The sequence below is a fragment of the Rhodococcus sp. H36-A4 genome (genome assembly GCF_027158005.1).
Classification (GTDB): domain Bacteria; phylum Actinomycetota; class Actinomycetes; order Mycobacteriales; family Mycobacteriaceae; genus Rhodococcoides.
The window spans coordinates 135,570-161,353 of the sequence record NZ_JAPVLQ010000004.1 but is presented as its reverse complement, the minus strand read 5'-3'; the positions used below and the strand labels follow the sequence as shown (position 1 = coordinate 161,353).

22 protein-coding genes are annotated in these 25,784 nt (G+C 62.2%); 19 read left to right on the top strand and 3 right to left on the bottom strand.

Going from position 1 to position 25,784, the window contains the following annotated elements; all coding sequences use genetic code 11:
* Positions 1-18 precede the first annotated feature (18 nt).
* From ftsZ to O1W68_RS12540, 11 genes are all read left to right on the top strand, one after another.
* Complete coding sequence (gene ftsZ, locus O1W68_RS12590; protein WP_269303997.1) at positions 19-1,251, top strand: cell division protein FtsZ; 1,233 nt, start codon at positions 19-21, stop codon at positions 1,249-1,251.
* Positions 1,252-1,297: 46 nt separating this feature from the next.
* Positions 1,298-2,017 carry a peptidoglycan editing factor PgeF gene (gene pgeF / locus O1W68_RS12585; protein WP_269304502.1) on the top strand — a complete coding sequence of 240 codons (720 nt, stop codon included), beginning with the start codon at positions 1,298-1,300 and terminating at the stop codon, positions 2,015-2,017.
* 8 nt (positions 2,018-2,025) lie between these two features.
* Positions 2,026-2,763, top strand: a complete 738-nt coding sequence (locus O1W68_RS12580; protein WP_269303995.1) for a YggS family pyridoxal phosphate-dependent enzyme — start codon at positions 2,026-2,028, stop codon at positions 2,761-2,763.
* Between the two features lie 115 nt (positions 2,764-2,878).
* On the top strand, positions 2,879-3,550 hold the full coding sequence (locus O1W68_RS12575; RefSeq protein WP_269303993.1) for a cell division protein SepF: 672 nt from the start codon (positions 2,879-2,881) through the stop codon (positions 3,548-3,550).
* 101 nt (positions 3,551-3,651) lie between these two features.
* The gene (locus tag O1W68_RS12570) at positions 3,652-3,939 is read left to right on the top strand and encodes a YggT family protein (protein WP_084346610.1); all 288 of its coding nucleotides are present in this window, start codon (positions 3,652-3,654) and stop codon (positions 3,937-3,939) included.
* A 160-nt stretch (positions 3,940-4,099) separates the two neighbouring features.
* Positions 4,100-4,966 carry a DivIVA-like cell division protein Wag31 gene (gene wag31 / locus O1W68_RS12565; protein ID WP_269303990.1) on the top strand — a complete coding sequence of 289 codons (867 nt, stop codon included), beginning with the start codon at positions 4,100-4,102 and terminating at the stop codon, positions 4,964-4,966.
* Positions 4,967-5,050: 84 nt separating this feature from the next.
* On the top strand, positions 5,051-5,239 hold the full coding sequence (locus O1W68_RS12560; protein WP_269303989.1) for a hypothetical protein: 189 nt from the start codon (positions 5,051-5,053) through the stop codon (positions 5,237-5,239).
* Between the two features lie 286 nt (positions 5,240-5,525).
* Positions 5,526-8,660 (top strand): isoleucine--tRNA ligase, encoded by a 3,135-nt coding sequence (gene ileS / locus O1W68_RS12555; RefSeq protein WP_269303987.1) that lies wholly within the window; start codon positions 5,526-5,528, stop codon positions 8,658-8,660.
* Positions 8,657-9,304 (top strand): peptide deformylase, encoded by a 648-nt coding sequence (locus O1W68_RS12550; RefSeq protein WP_269303985.1) that lies wholly within the window; start codon positions 8,657-8,659, stop codon positions 9,302-9,304. The genes ileS and O1W68_RS12550 overlap by 4 nt, the downstream gene beginning before the upstream one ends.
* Positions 9,305-9,362: 58 nt before the next feature.
* The gene (locus tag O1W68_RS12545) at positions 9,363-10,700 is read left to right on the top strand and encodes a DNA polymerase IV (RefSeq protein ID WP_269303984.1); all 1,338 of its coding nucleotides are present in this window, start codon (positions 9,363-9,365) and stop codon (positions 10,698-10,700) included.
* A gap of 143 nt (positions 10,701-10,843) precedes the next feature.
* Positions 10,844-11,353 carry a hypothetical protein gene (locus O1W68_RS12540; RefSeq protein WP_269303983.1) on the top strand — a complete coding sequence of 170 codons (510 nt, stop codon included), beginning with the start codon at positions 10,844-10,846 and terminating at the stop codon, positions 11,351-11,353.
* 108 nt (positions 11,354-11,461) lie between these two features.
* Here O1W68_RS12540 and O1W68_RS12535 read toward each other — a convergent pair whose 3' ends face one another.
* Both O1W68_RS12535 and O1W68_RS12530 read right to left on the bottom strand, forming a co-directional pair.
* Complete coding sequence (locus tag O1W68_RS12535) at positions 11,462-12,211, bottom strand: hypothetical protein (RefSeq protein WP_269303981.1); 750 nt, start codon at positions 12,209-12,211, stop codon at positions 11,462-11,464.
* The gene (locus tag O1W68_RS12530) at positions 12,208-13,140 is read right to left on the bottom strand and encodes a hypothetical protein (RefSeq protein ID WP_269303979.1); all 933 of its coding nucleotides are present in this window, start codon (positions 13,138-13,140) and stop codon (positions 12,208-12,210) included. The genes O1W68_RS12535 and O1W68_RS12530 overlap by 4 nt, the downstream gene beginning before the upstream one ends.
* Positions 13,141-13,368: 228 nt before the next feature.
* Here O1W68_RS12530 and lspA point away from each other — a divergent pair, with 228 nt between their 5' ends.
* The 7 genes from lspA to ilvA all read left to right on the top strand — a co-directional run bounded on the left by lspA (position 13,369) and on the right by ilvA (position 23,608).
* Entirely contained in the window at positions 13,369-13,872 is a 504-nt protein-coding gene (gene lspA / locus O1W68_RS12525; RefSeq protein WP_269304501.1) for a signal peptidase II, read from the top strand.
* Positions 13,869-14,795: an RluA family pseudouridine synthase gene (locus tag O1W68_RS12520; protein WP_269303978.1), complete on the top strand. Its 927-nt coding sequence runs from the start codon at positions 13,869-13,871 to the stop codon at positions 14,793-14,795. The genes lspA and O1W68_RS12520 overlap by 4 nt, the downstream gene beginning before the upstream one ends.
* On the top strand, positions 14,792-15,457 hold the full coding sequence (locus tag O1W68_RS12515; protein ID WP_269303976.1) for a hypothetical protein: 666 nt from the start codon (positions 14,792-14,794) through the stop codon (positions 15,455-15,457). The genes O1W68_RS12520 and O1W68_RS12515 overlap by 4 nt, the downstream gene beginning before the upstream one ends.
* 109 nt (positions 15,458-15,566) lie before the next feature.
* Complete coding sequence (dnaE, locus tag O1W68_RS12510) at positions 15,567-19,103, top strand: DNA polymerase III subunit alpha (RefSeq protein WP_269303975.1); 3,537 nt, start codon at positions 15,567-15,569, stop codon at positions 19,101-19,103.
* A 377-nt stretch (positions 19,104-19,480) separates the two neighbouring features.
* Positions 19,481-19,915, top strand: a complete 435-nt coding sequence (locus O1W68_RS12500) for a nitroreductase family deazaflavin-dependent oxidoreductase (protein ID WP_269303971.1) — start codon at positions 19,481-19,483, stop codon at positions 19,913-19,915.
* Positions 19,916-20,006: 91 nt separating this feature from the next.
* On the top strand, positions 20,007-22,121 hold the full coding sequence (locus O1W68_RS12495; RefSeq protein WP_269303969.1) for an oxidoreductase: 2,115 nt from the start codon (positions 20,007-20,009) through the stop codon (positions 22,119-22,121).
* Between the two features lie 125 nt (positions 22,122-22,246).
* Positions 22,247-23,608 carry a threonine ammonia-lyase IlvA gene (gene ilvA, locus O1W68_RS12490; protein ID WP_269303967.1) on the top strand — a complete coding sequence of 454 codons (1,362 nt, stop codon included), beginning with the start codon at positions 22,247-22,249 and terminating at the stop codon, positions 23,606-23,608.
* On the opposite strand, the gene O1W68_RS12485 is transcribed toward ilvA, so the two are convergent.
* Positions 23,596-24,132, bottom strand: a complete 537-nt coding sequence (locus O1W68_RS12485; RefSeq protein ID WP_269303965.1) for a TetR/AcrR family transcriptional regulator — start codon at positions 24,130-24,132, stop codon at positions 23,596-23,598. The genes ilvA and O1W68_RS12485 overlap by 13 nt on opposite strands.
* A gap of 111 nt (positions 24,133-24,243) precedes the next feature.
* Here O1W68_RS12485 and O1W68_RS12480 point away from each other — a divergent pair, with 111 nt between their 5' ends.
* Entirely contained in the window at positions 24,244-25,764 is a 1,521-nt protein-coding gene (locus O1W68_RS12480; protein ID WP_269304500.1) for an MFS transporter, read from the top strand.
* Positions 25,765-25,784: the final 20 nt, after the last annotated feature.

The following is a 25,784-nucleotide window of genomic DNA, read 5'->3' as shown; positions in this document are numbered from 1 at the left end:
CACGGAAGGCGAGAGCCCATGACGCCCCCGCACAACTACCTCGCCGTAATCAAGGTCGTCGGCATCGGCGGCGGCGGCGTTAACGCGGTCAACCGAATGATCGAACAGGGACTCAAAGGAGTCGAGTTCATCGCGGTCAACACCGATGCTCAAGCACTTCTCATGAGCGACGCCGACGTCAAACTCGATGTAGGTCGCGAGCTGACTCGCGGACTCGGTGCCGGAGCGGATCCCGAAGTGGGTCGCCGCGCGGCAGACGATCACAAAGACGAGATCGAGGAGGTCCTCAAGGGGGCCGACATGGTTTTCGTCACCGCGGGTGAAGGCGGTGGCACCGGCACCGGTGGCGCGCCCGTCGTCGCGAATATCGCCCGCAAACTCGGTGCTCTGACTGTCGGAGTCGTCACGCGACCGTTCTCGTTCGAGGGCAAGCGTCGCGGCGGCCAGGCCGACACCGGAATTCAGCAGCTTCGTGAATCCTGCGACACGCTGATAGTGATCCCCAATGATCGGCTGCTGCAGTTGGGAGATGCGGCCGTCAGTTTGATGGATGCATTCCGAAGTGCCGACGAGGTGCTGCTCAACGGCGTCCAGGGAATCACGGATCTGATCACGACTCCAGGGTTGATCAACGTCGACTTCGCAGATGTCAAGGGTGTCATGTCCGGCGCGGGTAGTGCTCTGATGGGAATCGGCTCCTCACGCGGTGAGGGGCGGGCCATCAAGGCTGCGGAATCTGCCATCAATTCGCCGTTGCTGGAAGCGTCGATGGAAGGCGCCCGAGGTGTACTCCTGTCGATCGCCGGCGGATCAGACCTGGGCCTGTTCGAGATCAACGAGGCTGCATCGCTGGTGCAAGAAGCTGCTCACATCGACGCCAACATCATCTTCGGCACGGTCATCGACGATTCGCTCGGTGACGAGGTGCGGGTCACCGTCATCGCCGCCGGGTTCGACGGTGGCACCCCGACCCGTCGACCTGTGGAAGCTGCGCCCGGAAATGCACGCGGATCCGTCGGATCGGCCCGGTCCGGCGAAGTGTCCTCGTCGAGGCCAACGGATTCGACCAGTTCGGCGGGAGTCTTTCGTGATTCCGCGGGCACTCCGAGTGGAAGTAGTCTTCCGCCGCTGCCGAATTCGGAGTCGCGCAGTGCGCCGTCCAACAGTGTGCCCGGGACCGGGCGACGTGTCCCGGTGTCCGAAGAAGAGGGCGAAGACGAGGTAGACGTACCGTCGTTCATGCGTCGCTGATCCGACCATCCCGAGAAGGATTGCACCTACCGAGAGGAATGTCGCGCTGAACGGCAAAGTCCGCAGGGTTACCACCACCAGAGCAGGTGGGGTGTCGGCGCCGCCGTTCGACACTTTCAATCTCGGCGACCACGTGGGGGACGCTCCGGCGGCCGTTGCGGCGAACCGAGAACGGTTGGGTCGGGAACTGGGCCTGGGCGTCGACGGCCTGGTGTGGATGGAGCAGGTACACGGTCGTACCGTCACGGTGGTGGACGGCCCGGTCTCCGAGCCCGTACCGGTCACCGACGCACTCGTGACGACCGCTCGCAATCTCGGCCTGGTGGTACTGACTGCAGATTGTGTTCCGCTTCTGCTGTCCGACGACGAGGCAGGTGTGATCGCTGCCGTCCACGCAGGGCGGGTAGGAGCCCGAATCGGCATCGTGCCCAAGGTGCTGGAAAAGATGGTTTCGCTCGGGGCGGACGTCTCACGTATCGGTGCTTTTCTGGGTCCGGCAGCAAGTGGCCGTCAGTACGAAGTGCCTGCGCATATGCGGGCCGACGTCGAGCGTCATCTACCCGGTAGTGCGACGACCACGGTTCGTAATACGCCGGGCCTCGATATCCGAGCGGGTATTCGGAGGCAACTCGAGTCTTCCGGTGTGTCGGCGGTGGTGGTCGATCCTCGGTGCACCATCGAGGACAGAACCCTGTTCAGCCATCGGCGGGGAGCACCGACCGGTAGGTTCGCCAGCGTGATCTGGATGGACACCGAGCCTGCTTGACTGGTGCCATGACTATTGCAAGTGACAGAGCCGTAGACATAGAGCACGCACTGCAGTCGGTGCGCGATCGGCTGCGTGCGGCGTGTATCTCCGCCGGCCGTGCCGAAGAGGACGTGACGTTGCTTCCGGTCACCAAGTTCTTCCCCTCGAGTGACGTCGAAACTCTCTATCGACTGGGCTGCCGTGAGTTCGGTGAGTCGCGGGAGCAGGAAGCAACGGTGAAGGCTCAGGAGACGACCGAGCACTTCGCCGACTCTCCCGCGAAATGGCACATGATCGGGCATCTGCAGAGAAACAAGGCGAAGTCGGTTGCGAAGTGGGCCTATTCGATTCATTCGGTGGACAGTGCGCGATTGGTTCAGTCGCTTCAGAACGCAGTACAGCGTGCGCTGGGCGAGGGCGAGCGGACAAGCCCTCTGCGGGTGCTGATTCAAGTGAGTCTCGATGGCGATGTTCACCGGGCCGGCATCGAACGCGAACAGCTGGACGAACTGGTCGACCTCGTCGCATCAGCAGAGGATCTCTCTCTTGCGGGTTTGATGGCGGTCCCGCCGATCGAAGCCGACCCCGATAGTTCGTTCGCCGATCTTGCCGAATTGCACCGGCGTGTTCTCGTCGATCATCCCGAGGCCGTCGAACTGTCTGCGGGCATGACTGGCGACCTGGAAGCCGCTGTGCGACACGGATCGACGTGCGTGCGTGTCGGTACCGCAATACTCGGTTCGCGGCCGATAACCTCGCAATAGAGACCACGGTTCACATCAGTAACAACTGACCCAATGTGAAACCTGGTGACGACACGCTGAACACCCGCCCGGGAGTGAAGCCCGAATGGCCAGTTTTGAAGGAAGGCAAGGATCGATGAGCACCCTGCACAAGTTCAAGGCGTACTTCGGCATGGTTCCACTCGCGGACTACGAAGACGACTACCTCGACGAACCTGACAGTCATCGGGTTTCGCGGGGGCGCGACCCATATGCCGAACTCGACGAGCGCGGCGACCGTGAATTCGGCGGCCCTAGCTTTACGTCTCGACGGCCCGCGCATGCCAATCTGGACGACGCCGAAGATTACGACGACTTCGATGCGCCTCGCTCGGCTCCGACTCTGGCACCGATCGGGGGCAGGAGTTCACGCGGCGCATCCGGCGGCGGTACTCGGCCGACGGCGACTCGCGGAAACCTCGCCGTCGATACCAGGATGGATGTCCGTGCGGAGACTCGTCGAAGCCCGATTGTCGACGACGGAGGCCCCTTGTCCAAAATCACCACGTTGCGCCCGCGCGACTACAGCGAGGCGCGCACCATCGGTGAGCGCTTTCGTGACGGAACTCCCGTCATCATGGATCTCGTCGAGATGAGCAATGCCGACGCGAAGCGGTTGGTCGACTTCGCAGCGGGACTGGCGTTCGCACTGCGTGGTTCCTTCGACAAGGTTGCGACGAAAGTGTTTCTGCTCTCGCCCGCTGATGTCGACGTATCGCCTCAGGAGCGTCGCCGGATCGCCGAAACCGGCTTCTACAGTCAGCAATGACTCGGACGAGTTGTGCGATAAGTCCGCGGCTCGATCGAGCGTCGGGGGTCTCTGACCTGCTCGCTTTGATCGAGCCGCTTTTTTCGGGCACAGTATGAGACGTGGCCTTGTTTGCGGTTCTCTATTTCGTACTCTTCATGTTCTGGCTGCTTCTCATCGGCCGCATCATCGTCGAATTCATCAGAACGTTCGCCCGCGACTGGCGTCCCACTGGAATTGTGGTGATCTTGCTAGAAGCGATTTTCACGGTGACCGACCCGCCGGTCAAGCTGCTTCGCAGACTGATACCGCCGGTGAATCTCGGCGGAGTTCGACTCGATTTGTCGATCATGGTGTTGCTCTTCGGGGTATTCATCCTGATGACTGTCGTGAGAGGGCTGGGGTCGTAGGGTTCGATACGTTGGTACAAGACTTCGGGGACGCGGGCGACCAGCGCGACCGATGTGACAGAATGGACGCCAGTTACAGTTTGATTGTTCCGGACCGTATGGAATGGGATATAACTGAATGCTTGCTCTACCGCCTCAAGACGCGTGAAGGGATCCTTCCATGCCGCTGACTCCAGCTGATGTGCACAATGTCGCGTTCAGTAAGCCGCCGATCGGAAAGCGCGGCTACAACGAAGACGAGGTAGATGCATTCCTCGATCTCGTCGAGCAAGAGTTGTCGCGACTGATCGAAGAAAATGCTGATCTGCGCCAGCGAGTGGGCGAGCTCGATCAGGAGCTGTCCGACTCCAAGAGCTCTGCGCGCCAATCCGGCCCCGGCCAATCTGCACCCGTTCAGCAGAAGGCGCCAGAGCCGCAGCGAACTCCGGAGCCGCAACGCCCGGTCGAGCCTCCCAAGCCTGCACCTGTGGTGGCCCCGGCTCCGGCTCCCGTTGCTGCGTCGCCGAGCGCCGATTCCAACATGCAGGCAGCCAAGATCCTGGGCCTCGCTCAGGAAATGGCAGATCGTCTGACGAGCGATGCCAAATCCGAGTCGGAGCAGTTGCTCGGCAACGCGCGGACCAACGCCGAGCGCCTCGTCACCGATGCGCGTACGCGCTCGGAGGCAATGGTCACGGATGCTCGTCAGAAATCCGAGTCGCTACTGTCGGATGCACAGACACGGTCGGAGACGCAGCTCAGGCAGGCGAAGGAGAAGGCCGACGCACTTCAGGCCGATGCCGAACGCAAGCACACCGAGATCATGGCGACGATCAACGAGCAGCGGTCTGTGCTGGAAGGTCGCATCGAGCAGCTCAAGACGTTCGAGCGCGAGTACCGGGTCCGTCTCAAGTCGTACCTGGAGTCGCAGCTCGAAGAGTTGGAGAATCGCTCCTCGGCCTTACCTGTGGACAATGGCAAGGACGGCTTCAGCCAAGAGGGACAGTCCTCCGGTTACAGCCAGTCGTACGCCAAAGGCAACAACTAGAGGTTGTTTGCTTCACGCATGGCGCGCGACGGCTCGCTCCGGATCTGACGATCGCTTGCCGGCGCATCCGGAACGAGGTGTGTTGTGCTTGTACTGACGCTGTGTGCGGCGGCAGTGGGGTTTGCCTTGCTGGTCATCGCTTTGATGACCGGCTCGGTGATCTGGGCGTGGGGCTGTATCGGAGTATGTGTAGTGGGTGCGGTTCTGTTGCTGGTGGGCGCGTTGGCCGGTAGGAAGTCTCCTCCCGATCCTCTCTCCCCGCCCAAGCATTAGTTCCCTAGCACCAGCTGGTCTGGAAGTTCGATCGAAAGAAGTCAGGCGTTGATCCGGCAATCACCGGGGAGTCTTCGGAAGAACGGTGAGCCTTTGACGCGCTTGCTCAGTAGAACCGAACGGGTGGGCCCGTCACAGCCCGCGTGAGTGGCATCGGATCGTTTCCCTTGCGGGCGAATCCGATGCAAACGGGGTGGTACCGCGGTACCGACGTAAAGACACGTCGGACATCGTCCCCGTGCCGACTACGTTCCGCTCGTACGAGCGGATGGCACGAGGAGTCACCATGACCGACGATTACACATCGACACGCGATTCCTACCCGCTCGTCGACATCTACGGCTCGAAAGCCGGCAGCGTATCGTTCCCCGATCTCGAGAAGAAGGTCCTCGACGCCTGGGCTGCGGATGGAACCTTCCGCGCCAGCGTGGACAACCGTGAAGGCGCCGAGGAATTCGTCTTCTACGACGGCCCCCCGTTCGCAAACGGACTGCCGCACTACGGCCATCTTCTGACCGGATATGTCAAGGATCTTGTACCTCGCTTCCAGACGATGCGGGGTATGAAGGTCGAGCGGCGATTCGGCTGGGACTGTCATGGGTTGCCGGCCGAACTCGAAGCCGAGAAGCAACTCGGGATCAAGGACAAGTCCGAGATCGACGAGATGGGTCTAGCGAAGTTCAACGCGTACTGCAAGCAGTCGGTCCTGCAGTACACCGACGAATGGCGTGACTACGTGACCCGTCAGGCTCGCTGGGTCGACTTCGACAACGACTACAAGACCCTCGATCTGGACTTCATGGAGTCGGTCATGTGGGCATTCAAGACGCTCCATGACAAGGGGCTGATCTACCAGGGCTTCCGAGTGCTTCCGTACTCCTGGTACGAGCAGACACCGTTGTCGAACCAGGAGACGCGCCTCGACGACGCATACAAGATGCGTCAGGATCCGGCCGTCACCGTCCGAATGGCACTCTCCGCGCCGGGTTCGCCACTCGACGGCGCCGATGCACTGATCTGGACGACGACACCGTGGACGATCCCGTCGAATCTCGCGATGGCGGTGCGTCCGGACATCGACTACGTACAGGTCGAGGACGGAGAAGGTGGACGCGTCGTACTCGCTCGTGATCGTGTGGCTCATTACGCTCGGGAGCTGGGGGAGAACCCGACGGTGTTGTCCGAGCACACCGGTGCCGATCTCGTCGGGCTGAAGTACACGCCTCCTTTCGACTTCTTCATCGGACATCCCAACTCGCATCGCGTACTGTCCGCCGACTACGTGACTACCGATTCCGGTACCGGAATCGTGCACTTGGCGCCCGCATTCGGTGAAGAGGACATGGACGTGGCGACGGCCAACGGTATCGAGGTGGTGCAACCGCTCGATCCGGGTGGAAAGTTCACCTCGATGGTGCCGCCGTACGAGGGCCTGATGGTGTTCGATGCGAACCCCGTCATCATCAAGGATCTGAAGGCCTCGGGACGGTTGCTGCGTCACGAGACGATCGAGCACTCCTACCCGCATAGCTGGCGAAGTGGTCAGCCGCTCATCTACATGGCGGTTCCGTCGTGGTTCGTGGCGGTGACCAAGTTCCGCGATCGCATGGTCGAGTTGAACCAGGAGATCACGTGGGTCCCCGAACATATCAAGGATGGGCAGTTCGGTAAGTGGCTCGCGGGTGCGCGTGACTGGAACATCAGCCGAAACCGCTACTGGGGCAGTCCTATTCCGGTGTGGACCTCGGACGATCCGGCGTACCCGAGACTCGACGTCTATGGCAGCCTCGATGATCTAGAGCGTGATTTCGGTGTGCGTCCGACCGATCTTCATCGTCCCTACATCGACGATCTGACGCGGCCGAATCCCGATGACCCAACCGGCAAGTCGACCATGCGTCGTGTTCCGGAGGTGTTGGACTGCTGGTTCGAGTCCGGTTCGATGCCGTATGCGCAGGTGCACTTTCCGTTCGAGAACGAGGAGTGGTTCGCCACTCACAACCCCGGCGATTTCATCGTCGAGTACAACGGTCAGACGCGTGGATGGTTTTACACGCTGCATGTGTTGGCGACGGCCCTGTTCGATAGGCCGGCCTTCAAAACCGTTGCAGCACACGGGATTGTCCTCGGCGACGACGGCTTGAAGATGAGCAAGTCCAAGGGGAACTATCCGGATGTGAAGGAAGTGTTCGACAGGGACGGTTCCGACGCCATGCGGTGGTTCCTGATGTCTTCTCCGATCCTTCGAGGCGGAAATCTCGTCGTGACCGAGCAGGGCATCCGCGAGGGTGTTCGTCAGGCCTTGCTGCCGATCTGGAACGCGTGGAGCTTCTTGCAGTTGTACGCGGAAAAGCCGGGCGTGTGGCGTACCGATTCGCCGCATGTTCTCGATCGGTACGTGCTTGCGAAGCTGGCTGCGACTCGCGATGCGATCACCGATGCGTTGGAGGGAAACGACATCGCAGGTGCGTGCGACGAGCTTCGCGTGTTCTGTGATGCATTGACCAATTGGTATGTGCGACGCTCGCGTTCGAGGTTCTGGAGTGAGAACGTCGATGCGATCGACACACTCCACACAGTGCTGGAAGTTCTGACGCGGATCGCGGCGCCGCTTCTGCCGTTGATCAGTGAAGTCGTCTGGCGTGGCCTTACCGGCGGGCGTTCGGTGCACCTGATGGACTGGCCTGACGCGGGTGAGCTGCCTTCCGATCCCGAACTCGTCGAGTCCATGGACGAGGTTCGAACCATCTGTTCCACCGTGCTCGGTCTACGTAAGGCGCAGAATCTTCGAGTGCGCTTGCCGCTGCCCGAGGTCACCGTCGCTGCCGAGAACGCGGAGCGGTTGCGTCCATACGCCGACATCATCGCGGACGAGGTCAATGTCAAGAAGGTGGATCTGACCGACGACGTCGCTGTGCACGGCAAGTTCGAACTTGTGGTCAACGCTCGTGCGGCAGGTCCTCGCATCGGTAAGGACGTTCAGAAGGTCATCAAGGCCGTCAAGGCCGGGGAATGGTCCGAGGACGCCAACGGAGTTGTCAGCGCGGCTGGGATCGAGCTGCTGCCCTCCGAATACACCCGCAAATTGGTTGCTGCCGAACCGGATTCGACGGCTGCGTTGCCCGGAAATGCTGGACTCGTCGTGCTCGACTCGAATGTCACAGCCGAACTCGAAGCCGAGGGTTGGGCGAAGGATCGTATCCGCGAATTCCAGGACGCGCGCCGTAACCTCGGGCTGGAGGTGTCGGATCGGATCGATATCGTCGTCGAGGTACCGGCTGATCGACGCGACTGGCTCGACACCCACCGGGAACTCATCAAGGGTGAGGTCCTTGCGCTTACCTTGGTCGATGGGGATCCGGGCCCGGACGCGATCGAGATGGGCGAGGGTGTGCGCGCGTTGGTGAGCCGGGCGCGATGACGGCAGCCCCATCGATGGAAGACGTTGTCCGCGAGATTCTCTCTTCGGCTCGCGGTGGCGTCGTGAAGATCGTGGTCGTCGGCGAACCTGTGCTTCGGGCTCCGGCCGCGCCGTTGATCGATCAGCTCGAGGTCCGGACACTCGAGCTGCTCGTCGAGGTCATGCGGGCGACGATGCATGACGCGCCGGGCGTGGGATTGGCTGCTCCGCAGATCGGTATTCCGCTGCGGATAGCGGTGATCGAGGACATGTACGAGGTGGACCCGGAGATGGCGGAGGCGCGCGAGCGCACTCCGCTGCCGTTTCGGGTTGTCGTCAATCCTACTTACACCGCTATCGGGGATGCTCGCCGCTCGTTCTTCGAGGGGTGTCTGTCGGTCCCCGGGTATCAAGCAGTGGTTTCGCGTCCTGCTGCCGTTCGGCTCGAATGTGTCGATTCGAACGGAATGGAGATCGACGAGATTTTTCGCGGGTGGCCGGCACGGATCGTGGCGCATGAAACCGATCACCTCGACGGCACGGTATATATCGACAAGGCCGTCACCAGATCCCTGGCATCGAACGAGGTCTACGGCGCACTGTGGCGCGATCCGTCACCACAGCGGGCGGCAGCATCGTTGGGCTTCGAGCTCAGCCAAGAGTGAGAGACCGGCCGGGGGAGACAACGGTGGAGTGTCGTGATCCGCGCGAGGTTCATCGCTCATGACGAATTCTCGCAGCGCGCGGTGGGTCCTGCATCTCGACATGGATGCGTTCTTCGCATCCGTCGAGCAGCTGACCCGTCCCACGTTGCGGGGTAGGCCGGTCCTGGTGGGTGGGGCCGGTGGCCGCGGGGTCGTTGCCGGATGCAGCTACGAGGCGCGAGTTTTCGGTGCTCGTTCGGCCATGCCCATGCATCAGGCACGACGGCTCGTCGGGGGAGGTGCCGTCGTGTTGCCCCCTCGGGGTTCCTTGTATCAGGCGCTCAGTCGCCGAGTGTTCGACGCTCTGCGTACTCCGATGCCGATCTTGGAACAGTTGTCCATGGATGAAGCGTTCGGGGAGCCGTCCGAGCTTGCGGGTGCGACGTCGGCGGAGGTACTCGACTTCTGCGAGTCACTGAGGACTCTGGTGCGCGAGGAAACCGGCTTGGTTGCGTCGATCGGCGCGGGTGCCGGAAAGCAGATTGCGAAAATTGCATCCGGGCTGGCCAAGCCGGATGGTGTCAAGGTCGTCACTCCGCGCGAGCAGACAGAGTTGATGGCGGCATTGCCCGTGCGCAAGCTGTGGGGGATAGGTCCGGTGGCGGAGGAGAAGCTTCGCAGGCTCGGGATCGACACGATCGGCACCTTCGTCTCCACTTCGGAATCGGAGGTTGCCTCGATTCTTGGGGCGACGGTCGGGCCGAGCCTGCACAGACTTGCGCGGGGAATCGACGATCGCGCGGTGGCCGAGCGAGCCGAAGCGAAGCAGGTCAGCGCCGAGACGACGTTCGCGCACGATCTGGTGACGCTGGCCCAACTGCGCGCTGCGGTGGAATCGAGTGGCGACGCCGCCCACCGCAGGTTGTGCAAGGACGGCCGAGGCGCTCGAACTGTGGTTCTGAAATTACGTAAAGCAGACATGAGTATCCTCACGCGCTCTGTGACCCTTCCGTACGCAACCGTCGACAAGCAGACCATTGTCGCAGCGGCCCAGCGCCTGGTGCTCGACCCGGTGGAACTTGGCCCTATTCGCTTGGTGGGAGTGGGTTTGGCCGGGTTGTCGACCGTGCAGCAGGGCTCTCTCTTTCCTGAGCTGGACTACCACTCAGGCGATGTTCTCGACGATGCGAGTATGACACCGAACCCAGCGCCTGCCGCGACGGAACCGAGCCCGAGGTGGCACCCCGGGATGGATGTAAGGCATCCTGAGTACGGACACGGATGGATACAGGGGGCAGGCCATTCCGTGGTGACTGTTCGTTTCGAGACCCGATCTTCCGGACCGGGTAGGGCTCGTACTTTTGCCGAGTGGGATGAGATGCTCCGCCTAGCGGATGCGCTCGACAGTCTCCAATGACGCGATTTCCTACCGGTCGGTACCCGAATCTGGCCGTGTGAGATTTCGAATGGCATAGTGGGGCACCCGAGACGAACGATGACAAGTTGACCCCTCAGTGATCGACAGTGATCGCTGGCGATCAGAGTGAAAAGGACAAGCACTTGAAGCTTCGTAACACCCGTAAGGCCATGGTTGCAGGCATCGCGATCGCCGCAGCGTTCACGATGACCGCGTGCGGATCGGACGATGGCGGCGACGCCGCAACCACCACCACTGCCAAGGCATCTTCCGCTTCAGCCGCACCCGACGCGAGCGGCGACTACCCGCCGGTTCCGACGCCGGAGGAACTCAACGCGGAACTGCTTCGCGGGCTCGACCCAGCGGTGCCGGTGGAGGAGAAGGCCGAACTGATCCAGGGTGCAGAGGCCGATCCCGACCTCATCAACCAGGTCGCGGCCGCAGCCGTACAGAACGGTGCAGCGATTCAGCTCACCAGCGTCGACGACTTGGGTGACGGCACGCTCAACGCAGGCGCAACGCTGACCATCAACGGTCAGGCCAACCCCGGTAACTTCACCTTCGTCGCCGAAGACGGAAAGTGGAAGCTGTCGAAGGAGAACGCGTGTGGCCTCGTACAGCTCGCGCAGCTGACTTCGCCCGCGTGCGCTTGATTTCGTAGCACTCGATCGGATCAATGCCGGTGTCGTCCTTCTTGGGACGGCACCGGCATTTGCGTGTCCGGGGTGAGGTGGTCGAAGAGGTAGCGCGCACGCGTCGTTCTATACGCCTCGGTCGGCGCCTCTGATCCGATCCACCGCCGTCGTGGCCAACTCGGTCATGAGTGTGGGATCGAACGCATCCTGGCCGGTCCCGACAAGTTGTACGACCGTCGAATCGACAACAGCAATGACGACGTCCGAGACCAGTGTGTAGCCGCCGCTGTCGATGGTGAGACGCACCGAGATCGAAGCGTCGCCGATTGTGTTCTGCTCGCGACCTTCGAGTCGGTAGTCCACACGCACCCCGTCCGCATCGGTACCGGTGTACTCGGTGCATTTCGCGAGGGTGTTTTGAAGTGCAGTAAAAGCCTCGGCGGCCCCGCGGCCGGGGTAGCTCGCCGCGTCCTCGTCGAGCGAGGAGAAGTTCGGACCCGAGTAACGCACCTCGGCCCCAGCAGATGAACCGGGAAGCTGTTGCTCGATCGGTGCAAGGACGTCGCCGCAGGCTTCCGGATCGGTGCCCGATCGGTCCGGTGCGTCGTACTCGGGCGCCGGATCCATGCCGAGATCACGGACCGGGTCGGGAATCGGCGCAAACCCGTCGGGCAATAGATCCATGCTGAGCATCGCGGACTGTAGCGCCGCCGAATCGGTGATCGGCGATCCCAACAAGGGATCGGGTGCGGCGACAAACGGGCCGAGAGCGACCTTCGGTGCGGCATCGGGCGCGGTATCGGACCCACCGCACGCGGCAGCCGACAACGCCGTCGCGACGGCCAGAGCGGTGAGCAGAAGTGGACGCGACATCATGGCGCGGTCCATCGAACGGTGTCGCTGATGTCCTGACGCAGCACGGTCGACCCTTCGGGGTCGCTGTACTGCTGTTTGCCACCGACGGTGACCTCACCCGACAACGGGAGCGGTTTGTCGGCGTCGACCTCGAGGGTTCCCGTTCCCGTCATGGTGTAGGAATCGATGGCCAGCGAACCGGCGTTGTCGGGCAGTTCCAGCGTGGTCGTCTCGGGCGTCTGGTCTATCCGCAGGTCGATGGTCAGGCGGTCGCCGTCCCGTGATCTCAGCGTTGCGGTCGTCACCTGGTTGAGCGTCACTCCGCTGATGACCTGCTGTTCTACGGTCCACACCGCGCCGACGCCGATCTCGGCGTCCGGATACGAGACCGACCGGTATACGGCCTGGTTCAGCGCCTGTTCGATAGCCGCACGCGCTGCATCCTGCGTCTCGTCCGACGGTGTGATCGTCAGGGCAGTGATCGCCCCGGCATCGGTCATGGTCAAGCCGGCAGCCGAACCTTCCGCGGGCGCCAACGCGTCGGTGAGTCGTTGGTCTGCTGATGTCGCCTTGCCGAGGCGAAGGTTCACCGTGTCGGAGGAGGAGTCCATGTCCGTCGCGGTCAACGGCAGGGTGAGCTCGGGGGTGGAGAAGTCCTGCACAGCCTGGTCGTCGATCTGCTGAGTCACCGTCGAACGGGTGGACAGCTGAACCGACTGATTGCCGCTGCGCACAGAGGTCACGGTCGATCGTGGTTCCGCACCCGGGTCCAGCAGAGTTGTCGTCACCGGAGTGACGGGCAGCGAAACGCCGGAGGTAGGGGACGAGCTCGTCGCGGTCACCGACGAGTCCTCTCCGGAGGAGGTGCATGCGGTCACGAGAGCGGCGATTGCGGCGGCGGCGGCAAGTCCGCGTAGACGTCGTACGGAGGTTTCGGAAGTCGAGATCACGGCACCCAGATTACGGACACGGCTCCCGCGAGAGCGGTCGCCGCCGGTCCGGATGTGTGGTGCGGGGTCCCGATGCGACATGATGGGGGTGTGAGTGAAGACCGCCCGACCGATCCGACCGGCCCCGACAGCACTGCCGAGAAGCCCGAAGCCGCGCAGGTAGGCGCGAATATTCCTGCGGAATCCACGAAGTCGGACGGCGTGCCCGACAAGCCGCTGCGTACCCGGATGCTCGTTGTGATCGCGGTGGTCGTGCTCGCCTTCGACCTCGCTACCAAGATCGCCGTTGTCCATTGGATTTCGCCGGGCAGACCGGTCGAGATTTTCGGCGACGTCGTCACCTTGCGCCTGGTGCGTAACCCCGGCGCCGCGTTCTCCATGGCGACCGGCATGACCTGGTTGCTCACCATCGTGGCAGTGTGCGTCGTGATCGGCGTGATTCGGATCGGACGGACGTTGCGTTCGCCATGGTGGGCCCTCGGCCTCGGTCTCGTTCTCGGTGGTGCGCTCGGAAACCTCATCGATCGTTTCTTTCGTTCCCCAGGGCCGTTGCAAGGGCATGTAGTCGATTTCGTGTCGGTGGGGTGGTGGCCGGTGTTCAATGTCGCCGACTCCTCGATCGTGTGCGGCGCAATTCTTCTGGTCGTGTTGAGCCTGTTCGGGCTCGAACCGAACGGTCGACGTACCGAGTCGAAGAAAAACGCCACAGCGACGAAGGCAGTGGAGAAATGAGGGAATCGCGTTCGATGCCGGTTCCCGACGGACTCGACGGCATGCGTGTCGACGCCGGCGTCTCTCGGCTGCTCGGCTACTCCAGAACCGTGGTGGCGACGCTCGCAGAAGAGGGCTCGGTGGTAGTCGACGGTGCCAAGGTCGGTAAGTCCGACCGCCTGTCGGCAGGCACGTGGCTCGAGGTCGAACTGCCTGAGCCCGCCCGTGAGTTGACGGTCGTGGCGCAGCCGGTCCCGGGAATGGCCATTCTCTACGCCGACGACGATATTGTCGCGGTGGACAAGCCGGTCGGAGTGGCTGCGCATGCAAGCGTCGGTTGGGCCGGACCTACCGTGATCGGTGGACTGGCCGCCGCAGGGTACCGAATCTCGACGTCCGGGTCGCACGAGCGTCAGGGCATCGTGCATCGTCTCGACGTCGGTACATCGGGTGTGATGATGGTTGCTACGTCGGAGCGCGCGTACACGGTCCTCAAACGCGCGTTCAAGGAGCGCACCATCTCCAAGCGGTATCACGCTCTGGTGCAAGGACATCCGGACCCGAGCAGCGGGACGATCGATGCCCCGATCGGCCGCCACGGCAGCAACGATTGGAAGTTCGCTGTACGCGCCGACGGCAAAGCCAGTGTGACGCACTACGACACGATCGAGGCATTCCAGGCTGCGAGCCTGTTGGACGTGCACCTCGAGACCGGTCGCACTCATCAGATTCGGGTGCATTTCTCGGCGCTTCGGCATCCTTGCTGCGGCGACCTGACGTACGGGGCGGACCCGAAACTCGCGGCACGGCTCGGGCTCGAGCGTCAGTGGCTCCACGCCAAGTCGTTGGGGTTCACGCACCCATCCGACGGCCGATGGGTGGAGATCGAAAGCGAGTATCCCGCCGATCTTCAGCACGCGATGGAGGTATTGCGCAAGGCATGAGACGGTTCGGCGGGGCACTCGAGGCGGGCGTGCTGGTGGCAGTCGTTGTCGGACTGCTCTGGTTGGTCGGTGCTCTGAATCCGCTTCCACGACCCGGGGTCAACACCGATCGACTCGGGCCGGACAACGGTGAGATGGTGTCGGATTACCTGGACAGGGCGCGCGGAACCCTGCGTGGTGTCGATGACGGCAATCCGCATTGGGCTCTCGTTTCTTTCGACACGCCGCTTTCCCCGCAACGGCTGGTCGCAATTGCTGACGGTGAACGGATTGCGCGGGTACTTCTGAGAGTGCCGATGGACCGCGTGCAAAGCCAGGTGATCGACATCGGTGTCGCGGGGAGCGAGCAATCGGTGCTGGGGGCCGAAAGCGTCGCGGCGTCGAGGCTCGGGATGAGCGCCGGGCAGTGGGATCGTCAATCTCAGATCGACTCCACCTCGGCCGCGCGGCTCGGCTCCGGCTGCGACTGTGTCGTCGGCGCGGTGCTCCGTGCCACTCCGTCGGCATTGCTTGCCATCGAGAACACCGAGGGAGTACGAGCCGTCGAAGCGCTGCCTGCCGACGCGATCGCCGGTCGCTTCGCAGTGCGAGTGTTGCTTCCCGAATTCGTTTCCGTCGTCGCGCCCCTTCCCGACGACGGGCCCGTACCCCCGCCGCGATGACTTAGAGTGGGTGGGCTTCGGTATAGATCCTTCCAGCTGGCGCGATTGGCACTGCCCGAGACTTTCGGGCCGAGATTCACACACAGTTCGACCTTCAGGAGACATGTTCGTGGCTGACTCGTTCGTTCATCTGCATAACCACACCGAGTACTCGATGCTCGACGGGGCCGCGAAGATCGCGCCGATGTTCGCCGAGGCCGGACGCTTGGGGATGACCGCGGTTGGAATGACCGACCACGGCAACATGTATGGCGCGAGCGAGTTCTACAACGAGGCCAAGAAGGCGGGCATCAAGCCGATCATCGGCATCGAGGCATATGTCGCGCCCGAGTCGAGATTCAACAAGAAGCGTGTGCTCTGGGGTGACCGGAGTCAGAAGTCCGACGACGTCTCCGGCAGTGGCGCGTACACCCACATGACGATGGTCGCCGAGAATGCCACCGGTCTGCGCAACTTGTTCAAGTTGTCCTCGCTGGCATCCATCGAGGGCCAATTGGGCAAGTGGGCACGGATGGACGAAGAGCTCATCGCCACACATGCAGAAGGCATCATCGCCACCACCGGGTGTCCGTCGGGTGAGGTGCAGACGCGACTTCGGCTCGGTCAGGATCGCGAGGCGATGGAGGCTGCCGCCAAGTGGCAGGAAATCTGGGGCCCGGAGAACTTCTTCGTCGAGTTGATGGACCATGGGCTGTCGATCGAGCGCCGAGTCCGCGAAGGGCTGCTCGAGATCAGCAAGAAGCTGTCGATCCCGCCACTCGCCACGAACGACTGCCATTACGTCACGAAAGACGCAGCGGTCAATCACGAGGCGCTGCTGTGCATTCAGACGGGCAAGACTCTCAGCGATCCCACCCGCTTCAAGTTCGACGGCGACGGTTACTACCTCAAGTCGGCAGCAGAAATGCGCGAACTATGGGACGACCAGGTTCCTGGCGCCTGCGACAGCACGCTTGCCATCGCCGAGCGCGTCCAGCCTTACGACGACGTGTGGGCGCACCGTGACCGCATGCCGATCTTCCCAGTTCCCGAAGGACACACCCAGGGAACGTGGCTTCGGCACGAGGTCATGACCGGGCTGGACCGCCGTTTCCCCGATGGCCCGACCGAGGAATACCTCGCCCGGGCCGAATACGAGATCGGCGTCATTCTCGAAATGGGGTTCCCGGCGTACTTCCTCGTCGTCGGAGACCTCATCAACCACGCAAAGGCCGTCGGCATCCGAGTAGGGCCAGGCCGTGGCTCGGCTGCAGGCTCTCTCGTGGCGTACTCGATGGGGATCACCAACATCGATCCGCTTCCGCACGGACTGTTGTTCGAGCGGTTCCTGAACCCCGAGCGCGTGTCGATGCCCGATATCGATATCGACTTCGATGATCGCCGACGCGGTGAGATGGTCCGTTATGCAACCGAGAAGTGGGGCAGCGACCGCGTCGCTCAGGTCATCACCTTCGGAACCATCAAGACGAAGGCCGCGATCAAGGATGCTGCGCGTGTTCAGTTCGGGCAGCCGGGGTTCGGTATCGCCGATCAGATCACCAAGGCGCTTCCACCTCCCATCATGGCCAAGGACATCTCGGTTGCCGGGATCACCGATCCGGCGCACGAGCGGTACAAGGAAGCCACCGAAGTCCGTGCGCTCATCGATTCCAATCCCGACGTGGCGACGATCTACAAAACGGCCAAGGGTCTCGAAGGGCTGATCCGTAACGCCGGTGTGCACGCCTGCGCGGTGATCATGTCCTCCGAGCCGCTCACCGACGCGATCCCGGTCTGGAAACGTGCACAGGACGGCGCGATCATCACCGGCTGGGACTACCCGTCGTGTGAGGCGATCGGTCTGCTCAAGATGGACTTCCTCGGGCTGCGAAACCTCACCGTCATCGGTGATGCAATCGAGAACATCAAGGCCAACAGGGGTATCGACATCGACCTCGATGCGTTGCCGCTCGATGATCCGGCGACGTTCGAATTGCTCTCGCGCGGTGACACTCTCGGCGTGTTCCAGCTCGACGGCAGTGCAATGCGAGACTTGCTCCGACGCATGCAGCCCACCGGTTTCGAGGACATCGTCGCAGTTCTCGCGTTGTACCGCCCGGGCCCGATGGGGATGAACTCGCACAACGATTACGCAGATCGTAAGAATGCTCGACAAGAGGTCAAGCCCATCCACGCCGAACTCGAAGAACCCCTCAAGGTGATTCTCGGCGAGACCTACGGACTGGTCGTGTACCAGGAGCAGATCATGCAGTTGGCGCAGAAGGTGGCCGGGTACTCGCTCGGTCAGGCCGACCTGCTGCGTCGGGCGATGGGTAAGAAGAAACTTTCGGAGCTGGAGAAGGCGTATGCCGGTTTCCGGCAGGGCATGCTGGACAACAGTTTTTCCGAGGCAGCTATCAAGGCGCTGTGGGATACGGTTTTGCCGTTCGCCGGTTACGCGTTCAACAAGTCGCACTCCGCCGGTTACGGTCTGGTGTCCTATTGGACGGCGTATCTGAAGGCGAACTACCCCGCCGAATACATGGCAGGGCTTCTTACCAGTGTCGGCGACGACAAGGACAAGGCTGCGCTGTATCTGGCCGACTGCCGCAAGCTCGGTATCACCGTGTTGCCACCGGACGTCAACGAATCCGAACTCAACTTCGCCTCCGTCGGCACGGATATTCGCTTCGGTCTCGGCGCGGTGCGCAACGTCGGAACCAACGTCGTAGCCTCCATCCTTCGTGCGAGGGCGGAAAAGTCGAAGTACACCGACTTCTCCGACTATCTCCAGAAGATCGATGCTGTTGCATGTAGCAAGAAGGTCACCGAGTCGCTCATCAAGGCGGGCGCCTTCGATTCACTGGACCACCCTCGAAAAGGGTTGATGCTCATTCACGCCGACGCTATCGATGCGGTGATGGGCACCAAGAAGGCCGAGGCGATCGGGCAGTTCGACCTCTTCGGTGGCGAGGACGCCGACGAGTCGATCTCAGCGGTCTTCAATGTGCGTGTTCCGGACGAGGAGTGGGATTCGAAGCATCGTCTGGCACTCGAACGAGAAATGCTCGGTCTGTATGTGTCCGGTCACCCGCTGCTGGGTGTCGAGCACATGCTGAATGCGCAGTCGGACACCAACATTCCGGCGATTCTCGAAGGGGACGTCAAGGACGGCACCCAGGTCACCATCGGCGGAATTCTCGCCTCGGTCAACCGGCGCGTCAACAAGAACGGTCTTACCTGGGCATCGGCGCAACTGGAAGACCTCGTCGGCGGCATCGAGGTGCTGTTCTTCCCGCAGGCGTATTCGGTCTTCGGGGCAGATGTGACCGAAGATTCCGTGGTACTGGTCAAGGGTCGAGTATCGGTGCGTGACGACCGGATTTCACTGATCGCCAACGATCTCGCGGTACCGGATCTCTCGGCTGTCGGAGTTGCGAAGCCATTGGCCGTCAGCCTTCCGACCCGTCAGTGCACGGCCGACAAAGTCGGTGCACTGAAGAAGATATTGATGTCTCACCCGGGTACTTCGGATGTGCATCTGCGTCTGGTGAGCGGAGACAAGGTGACCGCAATGAAGCTCGACGACAGTCTGCGGGTTACCCCGACGTCGGCGTTGATGGGTGATTTGAAGGCACTGTTCGGTCCTGGCTGCTTGGCGGGCTGAGCGCTTCCGCGAGCCTCAGGGACCACCAGGCGAGGACCGTCGCGCATGCGCTACCGAGAACGGCTACCTGCAGTGAAGTAGTCAGTGCCAATGCGCCGAGCAGCACCAGAACGCCTACGGCGAGAGCTTCGAGCTTGTACACCGGCCACGGTGTGCCGGCGATATCCACTGTGCGCAAGCGCGTACGCGTACCGGCTGTCGTCTCGGCGTGTGTCATCTCGGTGCTCCAATCGGAGGTAGCGCATTCTTGTTCAGGTTATACGTACCCAAGGTTTCGGGCTACCGAACTTCGGTGTCGGGTATTCCGTGTCATCGCGCAACGGGAAGAAAGTCGGCACTGGTGGCATGGGGGCCCGAGTAGGTGTTGACTGGACGCCATGCCGTTGACAGGGGAATACGAACCGAGCACCTCCGACTGGGCCCGTAAGCAGGCCGAACTTCTCGAGGAATCGGGGGGCACGCAAGGCACATCCATGAATGGGATGCCGGTAGTTCTGCTGACCACCAAGGGGAACAAGACGGGCAAGCTTCGTAAGACACCGTTGATGAGGGTCGAGCACGACGGTGAGTACGCGGTCGTCGCCTCTTTGGGCGGAGCTCCGAAGCATCCGGTGTGGTACTACAACGTGGTTGCCGATCCGAATGTCGAATTGCAGGACGGTACGGAAAAGGCCGACTACGTGGCGCGGGAGGTCACCGGCGAGGACAAAGCGGTGTGGTGGGAGCGCGCTGTTGCGGCGTATCCCGACTACGCGGACTACCAGAAAAAGACCGATCGCGAAATACCAGTCTTCGTGCTGAGCAGAGCCTGAAACGCGCCGGTGGCAGTTCGTATTTCGCCGTGGAGTCCCGTTCATCGAGAGCGATTCATTGTCACGGTGCAAAGCGAATTATCGTCTACTCGTGACCCGCAACCAAACTTTCCCGCACCTGCTCGCCCCCGGGACCATCGGCCCTATGACCGTTCCGAACCGCGTCGTTCTGCCCGCAATGGACATGAACCTATGCCACGACGGTGAAATCGAAAAGGGTGACATCGACCACTTCGTTGCTCGCTCGGCCGGTGGCACAGGGCTGATCATCACCGGTTGCTGCGCTGTTGCCTACCCGGTGGGATGCACCAGCCGCAAGGAACCGGGGCTCTCGGAAGACCGGTTCATCCCCGGAATCAAGGCGCTGGCGGACGCGGTGCACGCCACTGGCAGCAAGCTGTGCGTGCAGATGACGCACCACGGCAAGGTGGCGCGCATCGACACCCTCGACGGCCGACCGCAGCTGGTGCCGTCCATGCCGAAGCCGCCGAGTGACATGAGTGCGATGATCGATTGCACACCCGAAGAACTGGGCAAGATGGGTGCCATCAACGAGGGCAAGAAGGCGACGTACCACGAAGCCACCAAGGAAGATCTGGATTGGCTGGTCCGCATGTTCGCCGAGGCTGCCGGACGGGTGAAGGCCGCGGGTGGCGACGCCGTCGAGATTCACTGTGCCCACAACTACGTCCTCGGCGCCTTCCTGAGTCGGTACACGAATCAGCGCAGCGACGAGTACGGCGGTTCCATGGAGAATCGGGCTCGCCTGACTTGTGAAGTTATTCGGGCGGTCGAGGCGGAGGTCGGCGATTCGCTTGCCGTCATCGTGCGTCTGGCCGGTCAAGAGTACGGCGAAACCGACGGGCTGACCGTCGACGAAGCCGTTGCGGCCGCAAAGATGTTCGAGGAGGCCGGAGCTGACGCCATCCACGTCACCGGTACCGCACTGAACGCTTTCGCCAACTTCACCGACGGGCCCCTGCCCGACAAGGTCGGCTTCTACACTGATAATGCAACGCGAATCAAGCAGGCGATATCGATCCCCGTGATCACCGTCGGACGTATGCTCCCCGACGTCAGCGAGAAGATGATCGCGGAAGGACGCACGGACTTCGCGGCGATGGGTCGCCAGCTGCTCGCTGATCCGGACTTGGTGAACAAGCTCGAGGCCGGAACGCCGGAGCGCGTCCGTCCCTGCATCAATTGTTATGTGTGCGTTCAGGAAAACTTCTGGGACGAGACTCCGCTGTGTGCGGTGAACCCCGCCCTGGGTAATGAAGCAATGCTTCCGCTCGTGCGCACCGCTACTCCCAAGCACGTTGTTGTTGTCGGCGCGGGTCCCGGCGGACTCGAGGTTGCTCGCGTGGCCAGCGAGCGCGGACACCGAGTTACGGTGCTGGACAAGTCCGATCGTCTCGGCGGCACACTCTGGTTCTCGAGCCTTACGACTCCGGACAATGGGCGTCTGCTGAAGTGGCTGAAGGTCGAGGTCGAGCGTTTGGGTGTTGACATCCGGTTGAATACCGAGGCCACCGTCGCCTCGATCAAGGCGTTGGATGCGGATGTGGTCGTGGTGGCCACCGGCGCAGTTCGTGATCGGCCCAGCGTTCCGGGTGGCGACTTGCCGCACGTACACACCGGTGACACGCTGCGCGCCTTGATGACCGGTGCCGGTGACACCTCACAGGTACCACCCTTCCTTCGGATCATGGCCAAGCTGGGCAAGCTCTCCGGCATCACCAAGAGCCCCGCCGCAATCCGCACCGTGACACGTAAGTTCCTGCCGATGGGCAAGAACGTCGTCGTGGTCGGTGGCTCGCTCGTGGGGCTCGAGCTCGCAGAGTTCTTGGCCGAGCGTGGACGGAATGTGACGTTGCTCGAAGAAGGGCAGCAGCTCGGCGTGCCGATGGCGATGCCGCGTCGCTGGACTGCGGTTCGCCATGCGAAGGAGCACGGTGTGGTGATCCACCGCAACGCGACCGTGCAGCGAATCACCAAGGACCACGTCGAGTTCCGAGTAGGTGACCAGACGTTGACCGCGCCGGCCGCCATGGTCGTCGTCGCTTCGGGTGTTTCGGCGCAGGCTCCGCTCGCCGAAGCGCTGGCGGGTGTAGTTGCCGATGTGCAGGTTGTGGGTGACGCTGTCTCGGTCGATTACATCGAGGGTGCGATTCATACGGCCTGGAAGGTCGCCACGGCTCTGTAAGCCATAGGCTGAGCCCACAGGCTGCGGCCGACTCCGAGACGCTCGGGGTCGGCCGCAGCAGGTCTTCGATGGCGCAATGCACGCCCGGTTCGAATCGGGAACTGTGCTGGTGGCAGCATGAACGAGTGTCCAACTCGCCTGACGTAGTCGTAACCAACAGTCACACGTTCGCAGTCACTGCGGACGATATCGACACGGCTGCGCGACGAATTTCGGGCGTGGTGTCCGCGACGCCGCTGCAATACTGCGAACGACTCTCTGCTGTTACCGGTGCGCAGGTCTATCTCAAACGCGAGGACCTGCAGATCGTTCGCTCGTACAAGATCCGTGGTGCCTACAATCTGATGGCGCAGCTGAGCCCTGAGGAGTTGGCGGTCGGGGTAGTGACTGCCAGCGCCGGGAACCACGCGCAGGGTGTGGCGTTCGCGTGTCGATCGATGCAGGTGCACGGCCGGATCTATGTTCCTGCCAACACTCCCAAACAGAAGCGTGACCGTATTCGCGTCCATGGTGGTGAGTTCGTCGAACTGATCGTCACCGGGGACACGTTCGACGCTGCCAGTGCTTCTGCCGCGGCCGATGTCGCGCGAACAGGCGCAACGATGGTTCCACCGTTCGACGATGCGCGGACAGTAGCAGGGCAGGGAACAATTGCAGCCGAGATCATCGAGCAGCTCGGTGCTGCTCCGGACACCGTGGTCATGCCAGTGGGTGGTGGTGGCTGTATCGCAGGCATCTCGACGTACCTGCGCGAGCGCTCCCCGGCGTCCGCATTGGTTGGGGTGGAGCCCTCCGGAGCCGCATCGATGACGGCCGCTCTCGTCGCAGGCGGGCCGGTGACGCTGGCGGAGATCGATCCCTTCGTCGACGGCGCTGCAGTCCGTCGGATCGGTGACGTACCGTACGCGGCTCTGCAGAACCTGGGCGCCGAGGTTGTCTCGCATGCGTCGTTGCCGCTCATGGCTATGCCTGCTTTTCGGCCGGGAACCCTCGACGCCGGTCCGTTTCTCGTCACGCAGATCGACGAGGGGGCCATCTGCACGGCCATGCTCGATCTGTACCAGAACGAGGGTGTAATTGCCGAGCCGGCCGGCGCATTGAGTGTCGCTGCGCTGCATCAGATTTCGGTTGCGCCCGGCAGTACTGTGGTGTGCTTGATCTCGGGTGGCAACAATGATGTGTCGCGATACGGCGAGATACTCGAACGTTCCCTCGTGCACCTCGGACTCAAGCACTACTTTCTCGTCGACTTTCCGCAGGAGCCAGGCGCACTTCGTCGTTTTCTCGACGACGTTCTCGGCCCGGACGACGACATCACCCTGTTCGAGTACGTGAAGCGAAACAACCGTGAGACCGGCGCGGCGTTGGTCGGTATTCAACTCGGGGTCGCGTCAGGACTCGGTTCGCTTCTCGAACGTATGCGTTCGTCTCATCTGCAGGTTGAGCAGTTGGAGCCCGGAACACCCGCATATCGCTATTTGACGTGATCGGATCCGAGTAGCCGTTCCACGACCTGTTGATGCAGTGTCGGGTCCACCGGCGGCAGATTCAATAGCGCGCCCAGGTAGATGCCGTCGCCGACGAGTCTCACGATCTCGGCGTGCACCGGGTCCTCGATCTCGGCCTGGAGGCTCTCGTCCCAGAGTCGCATCATGTCGATGACGGCTTGTTGTATCTCTCCAGGCTTGCCGTCGACGCTACGCAGTACGGCGAGGGTCGAACGGTAGAGGGCCGTCTCTTTGTCGGAGATCGTTCCCGGTGGTTGCAGATACCAGTGGGCGACGGTGGATCCTCCGCGTTCGGCTTCGGCCCGTTGCGTGTCCGAACGCTCGCCGAGTCTGCGGACCATGGCGGCGATCATCGCGTCTTTGGTATTGAAGTGGTAGAGCAATCCTCCTTTCGAAACCCCCGCCGACGCGGCGACACTCTCGAGTGTCACTTTCGTGGATCCTTCGTCGAGTAGCAGCATCTCGAGGGCGTCGAGTATTCGATCACGTGTGTCAGACGACATATCCAGCACTGTACCGACTGGACGGTGAACTGCTATTCTGGATAACTGTACCGTCTGGACGGTCTAGTAGAAGACTGTAGAACCGAGGAGAAGTTCGTGAACGAGTCGAGCATGCCCAGCATGCAATCCACCCCTGACCGCCGGGCCACCACACAGGACTGGCTCGGCCTGGTGGTGCTCGCGTTCGCGGTGCTTCTGATCGCAGTCGACGGCACCGTGCTCGACCTTGCGCTGCCGTTCATCAGCGCCGACCTTGCGCCGACCAGTAATCAACTGCTGTGGATCATCGACGTCTATTCGTTCGTGTTGGCAGGTCTGCTCATCACGATGGGCACCCTCGGCGATCGGATCGGCCGTCGTCGGCTTTTGCTCATCGGTGCCGCTGGATTCGGCATCGCATCGATCATCGCTGCCTTCTCCGTCAGCCCCGAGATGCTCATCGCAGCGCGGATACTTCAGGGCGTATCCGGTGCGACATTGATGCCCGCGACTCTCGGCCTCATTCGGACGATCTTCACCGACTCGCGTCAACGGGTCATGGCGATCGGGATCTGGGGCGCTATGGCGGGCGGCGGTGCTGCCGCTGGTCCGCTCGTGGGCGGGTGGCTTCTGGAGCACTTCTGGTGGGGATCTGTGTTCCTCATCAACATTCCGGTCATGCTCGTGCTGATTGCGCTGGGACCGCTGGTGATCCCAGAATCGAAGGATCCGAACCCCGGCAAATTCGACCTAGTCAGCTCTGCGTTGTCTCTCGCTGCCCTCGTGCCTTTGGTTTTCGCAATCAAGGAGACCGCGACGCATGGTTTCGATACGGTCAACGCCGTCGCTGCAGCCGTTGGCATCGCTGCAGGTATCGCATTCGTGCGACGTCAGCGAACGTTGGAATCACCCATGATCGACCTTCGTCTCTTTGCCAAGCCTGCATTCTCGACGGCGGTGTTCACCAACTTCCTGTCGGTGTTCGCACTTGCCGGAGTCCTGTTCTTCGGCGCTCAATATCTACAGCTCGTCTTGGGCAACAGCCCGCTCCAGGCCGGTCTGCTGCTACTACCCGGCACTGTCTCGAGTATCGTGACCTCGTTGATCGCGGCCTACCTGGTTCGCATCTGGTCACCGGGGACGGTGCTCGGAGCCGGGTTGGCCGTCGCCGCAGTAGGCGCGGCTCTGCTGATAGGACTTCGGGCCGACGGTGGACCTGGACTGTTCATCGCAGGATTCGTCCTTGTCGGTGCCGGCGCAGGTACAGCGCTGACCCTCACCTCGGACCTGGTCGTGAGCGCGGTCGAGCCCGAACGTGCAGGTGCTGCGTCCGCAGTATCGGAGACAGCGTACGAGCTCGGCATCGCGCTCGGCGTTGCGATTCTCGGAACGGTCGTCATGTCGTACTTCCGTCGAGGCCTCGACGTGTCCGGCCTCGATCCGGTTCAGGCGTTGTCCGCCCAGGAAACGCTCGGCGGATCGGTTGCCGTCGCCCGCACGCTTCCTGCTCGAACCGCTGAACTTTTGTCCGAATCCGCTGACGCGGCATTCATCAGCGGCATGCACGTTGCGTCGGTGGCTACCGCTGTTGTCATGGCTGCTACCTCGATTGCGGTATTCGTCAAGCTGCGAGGCACCACAACGGATGCATGACCGGGTCGGCTCAACCGTCT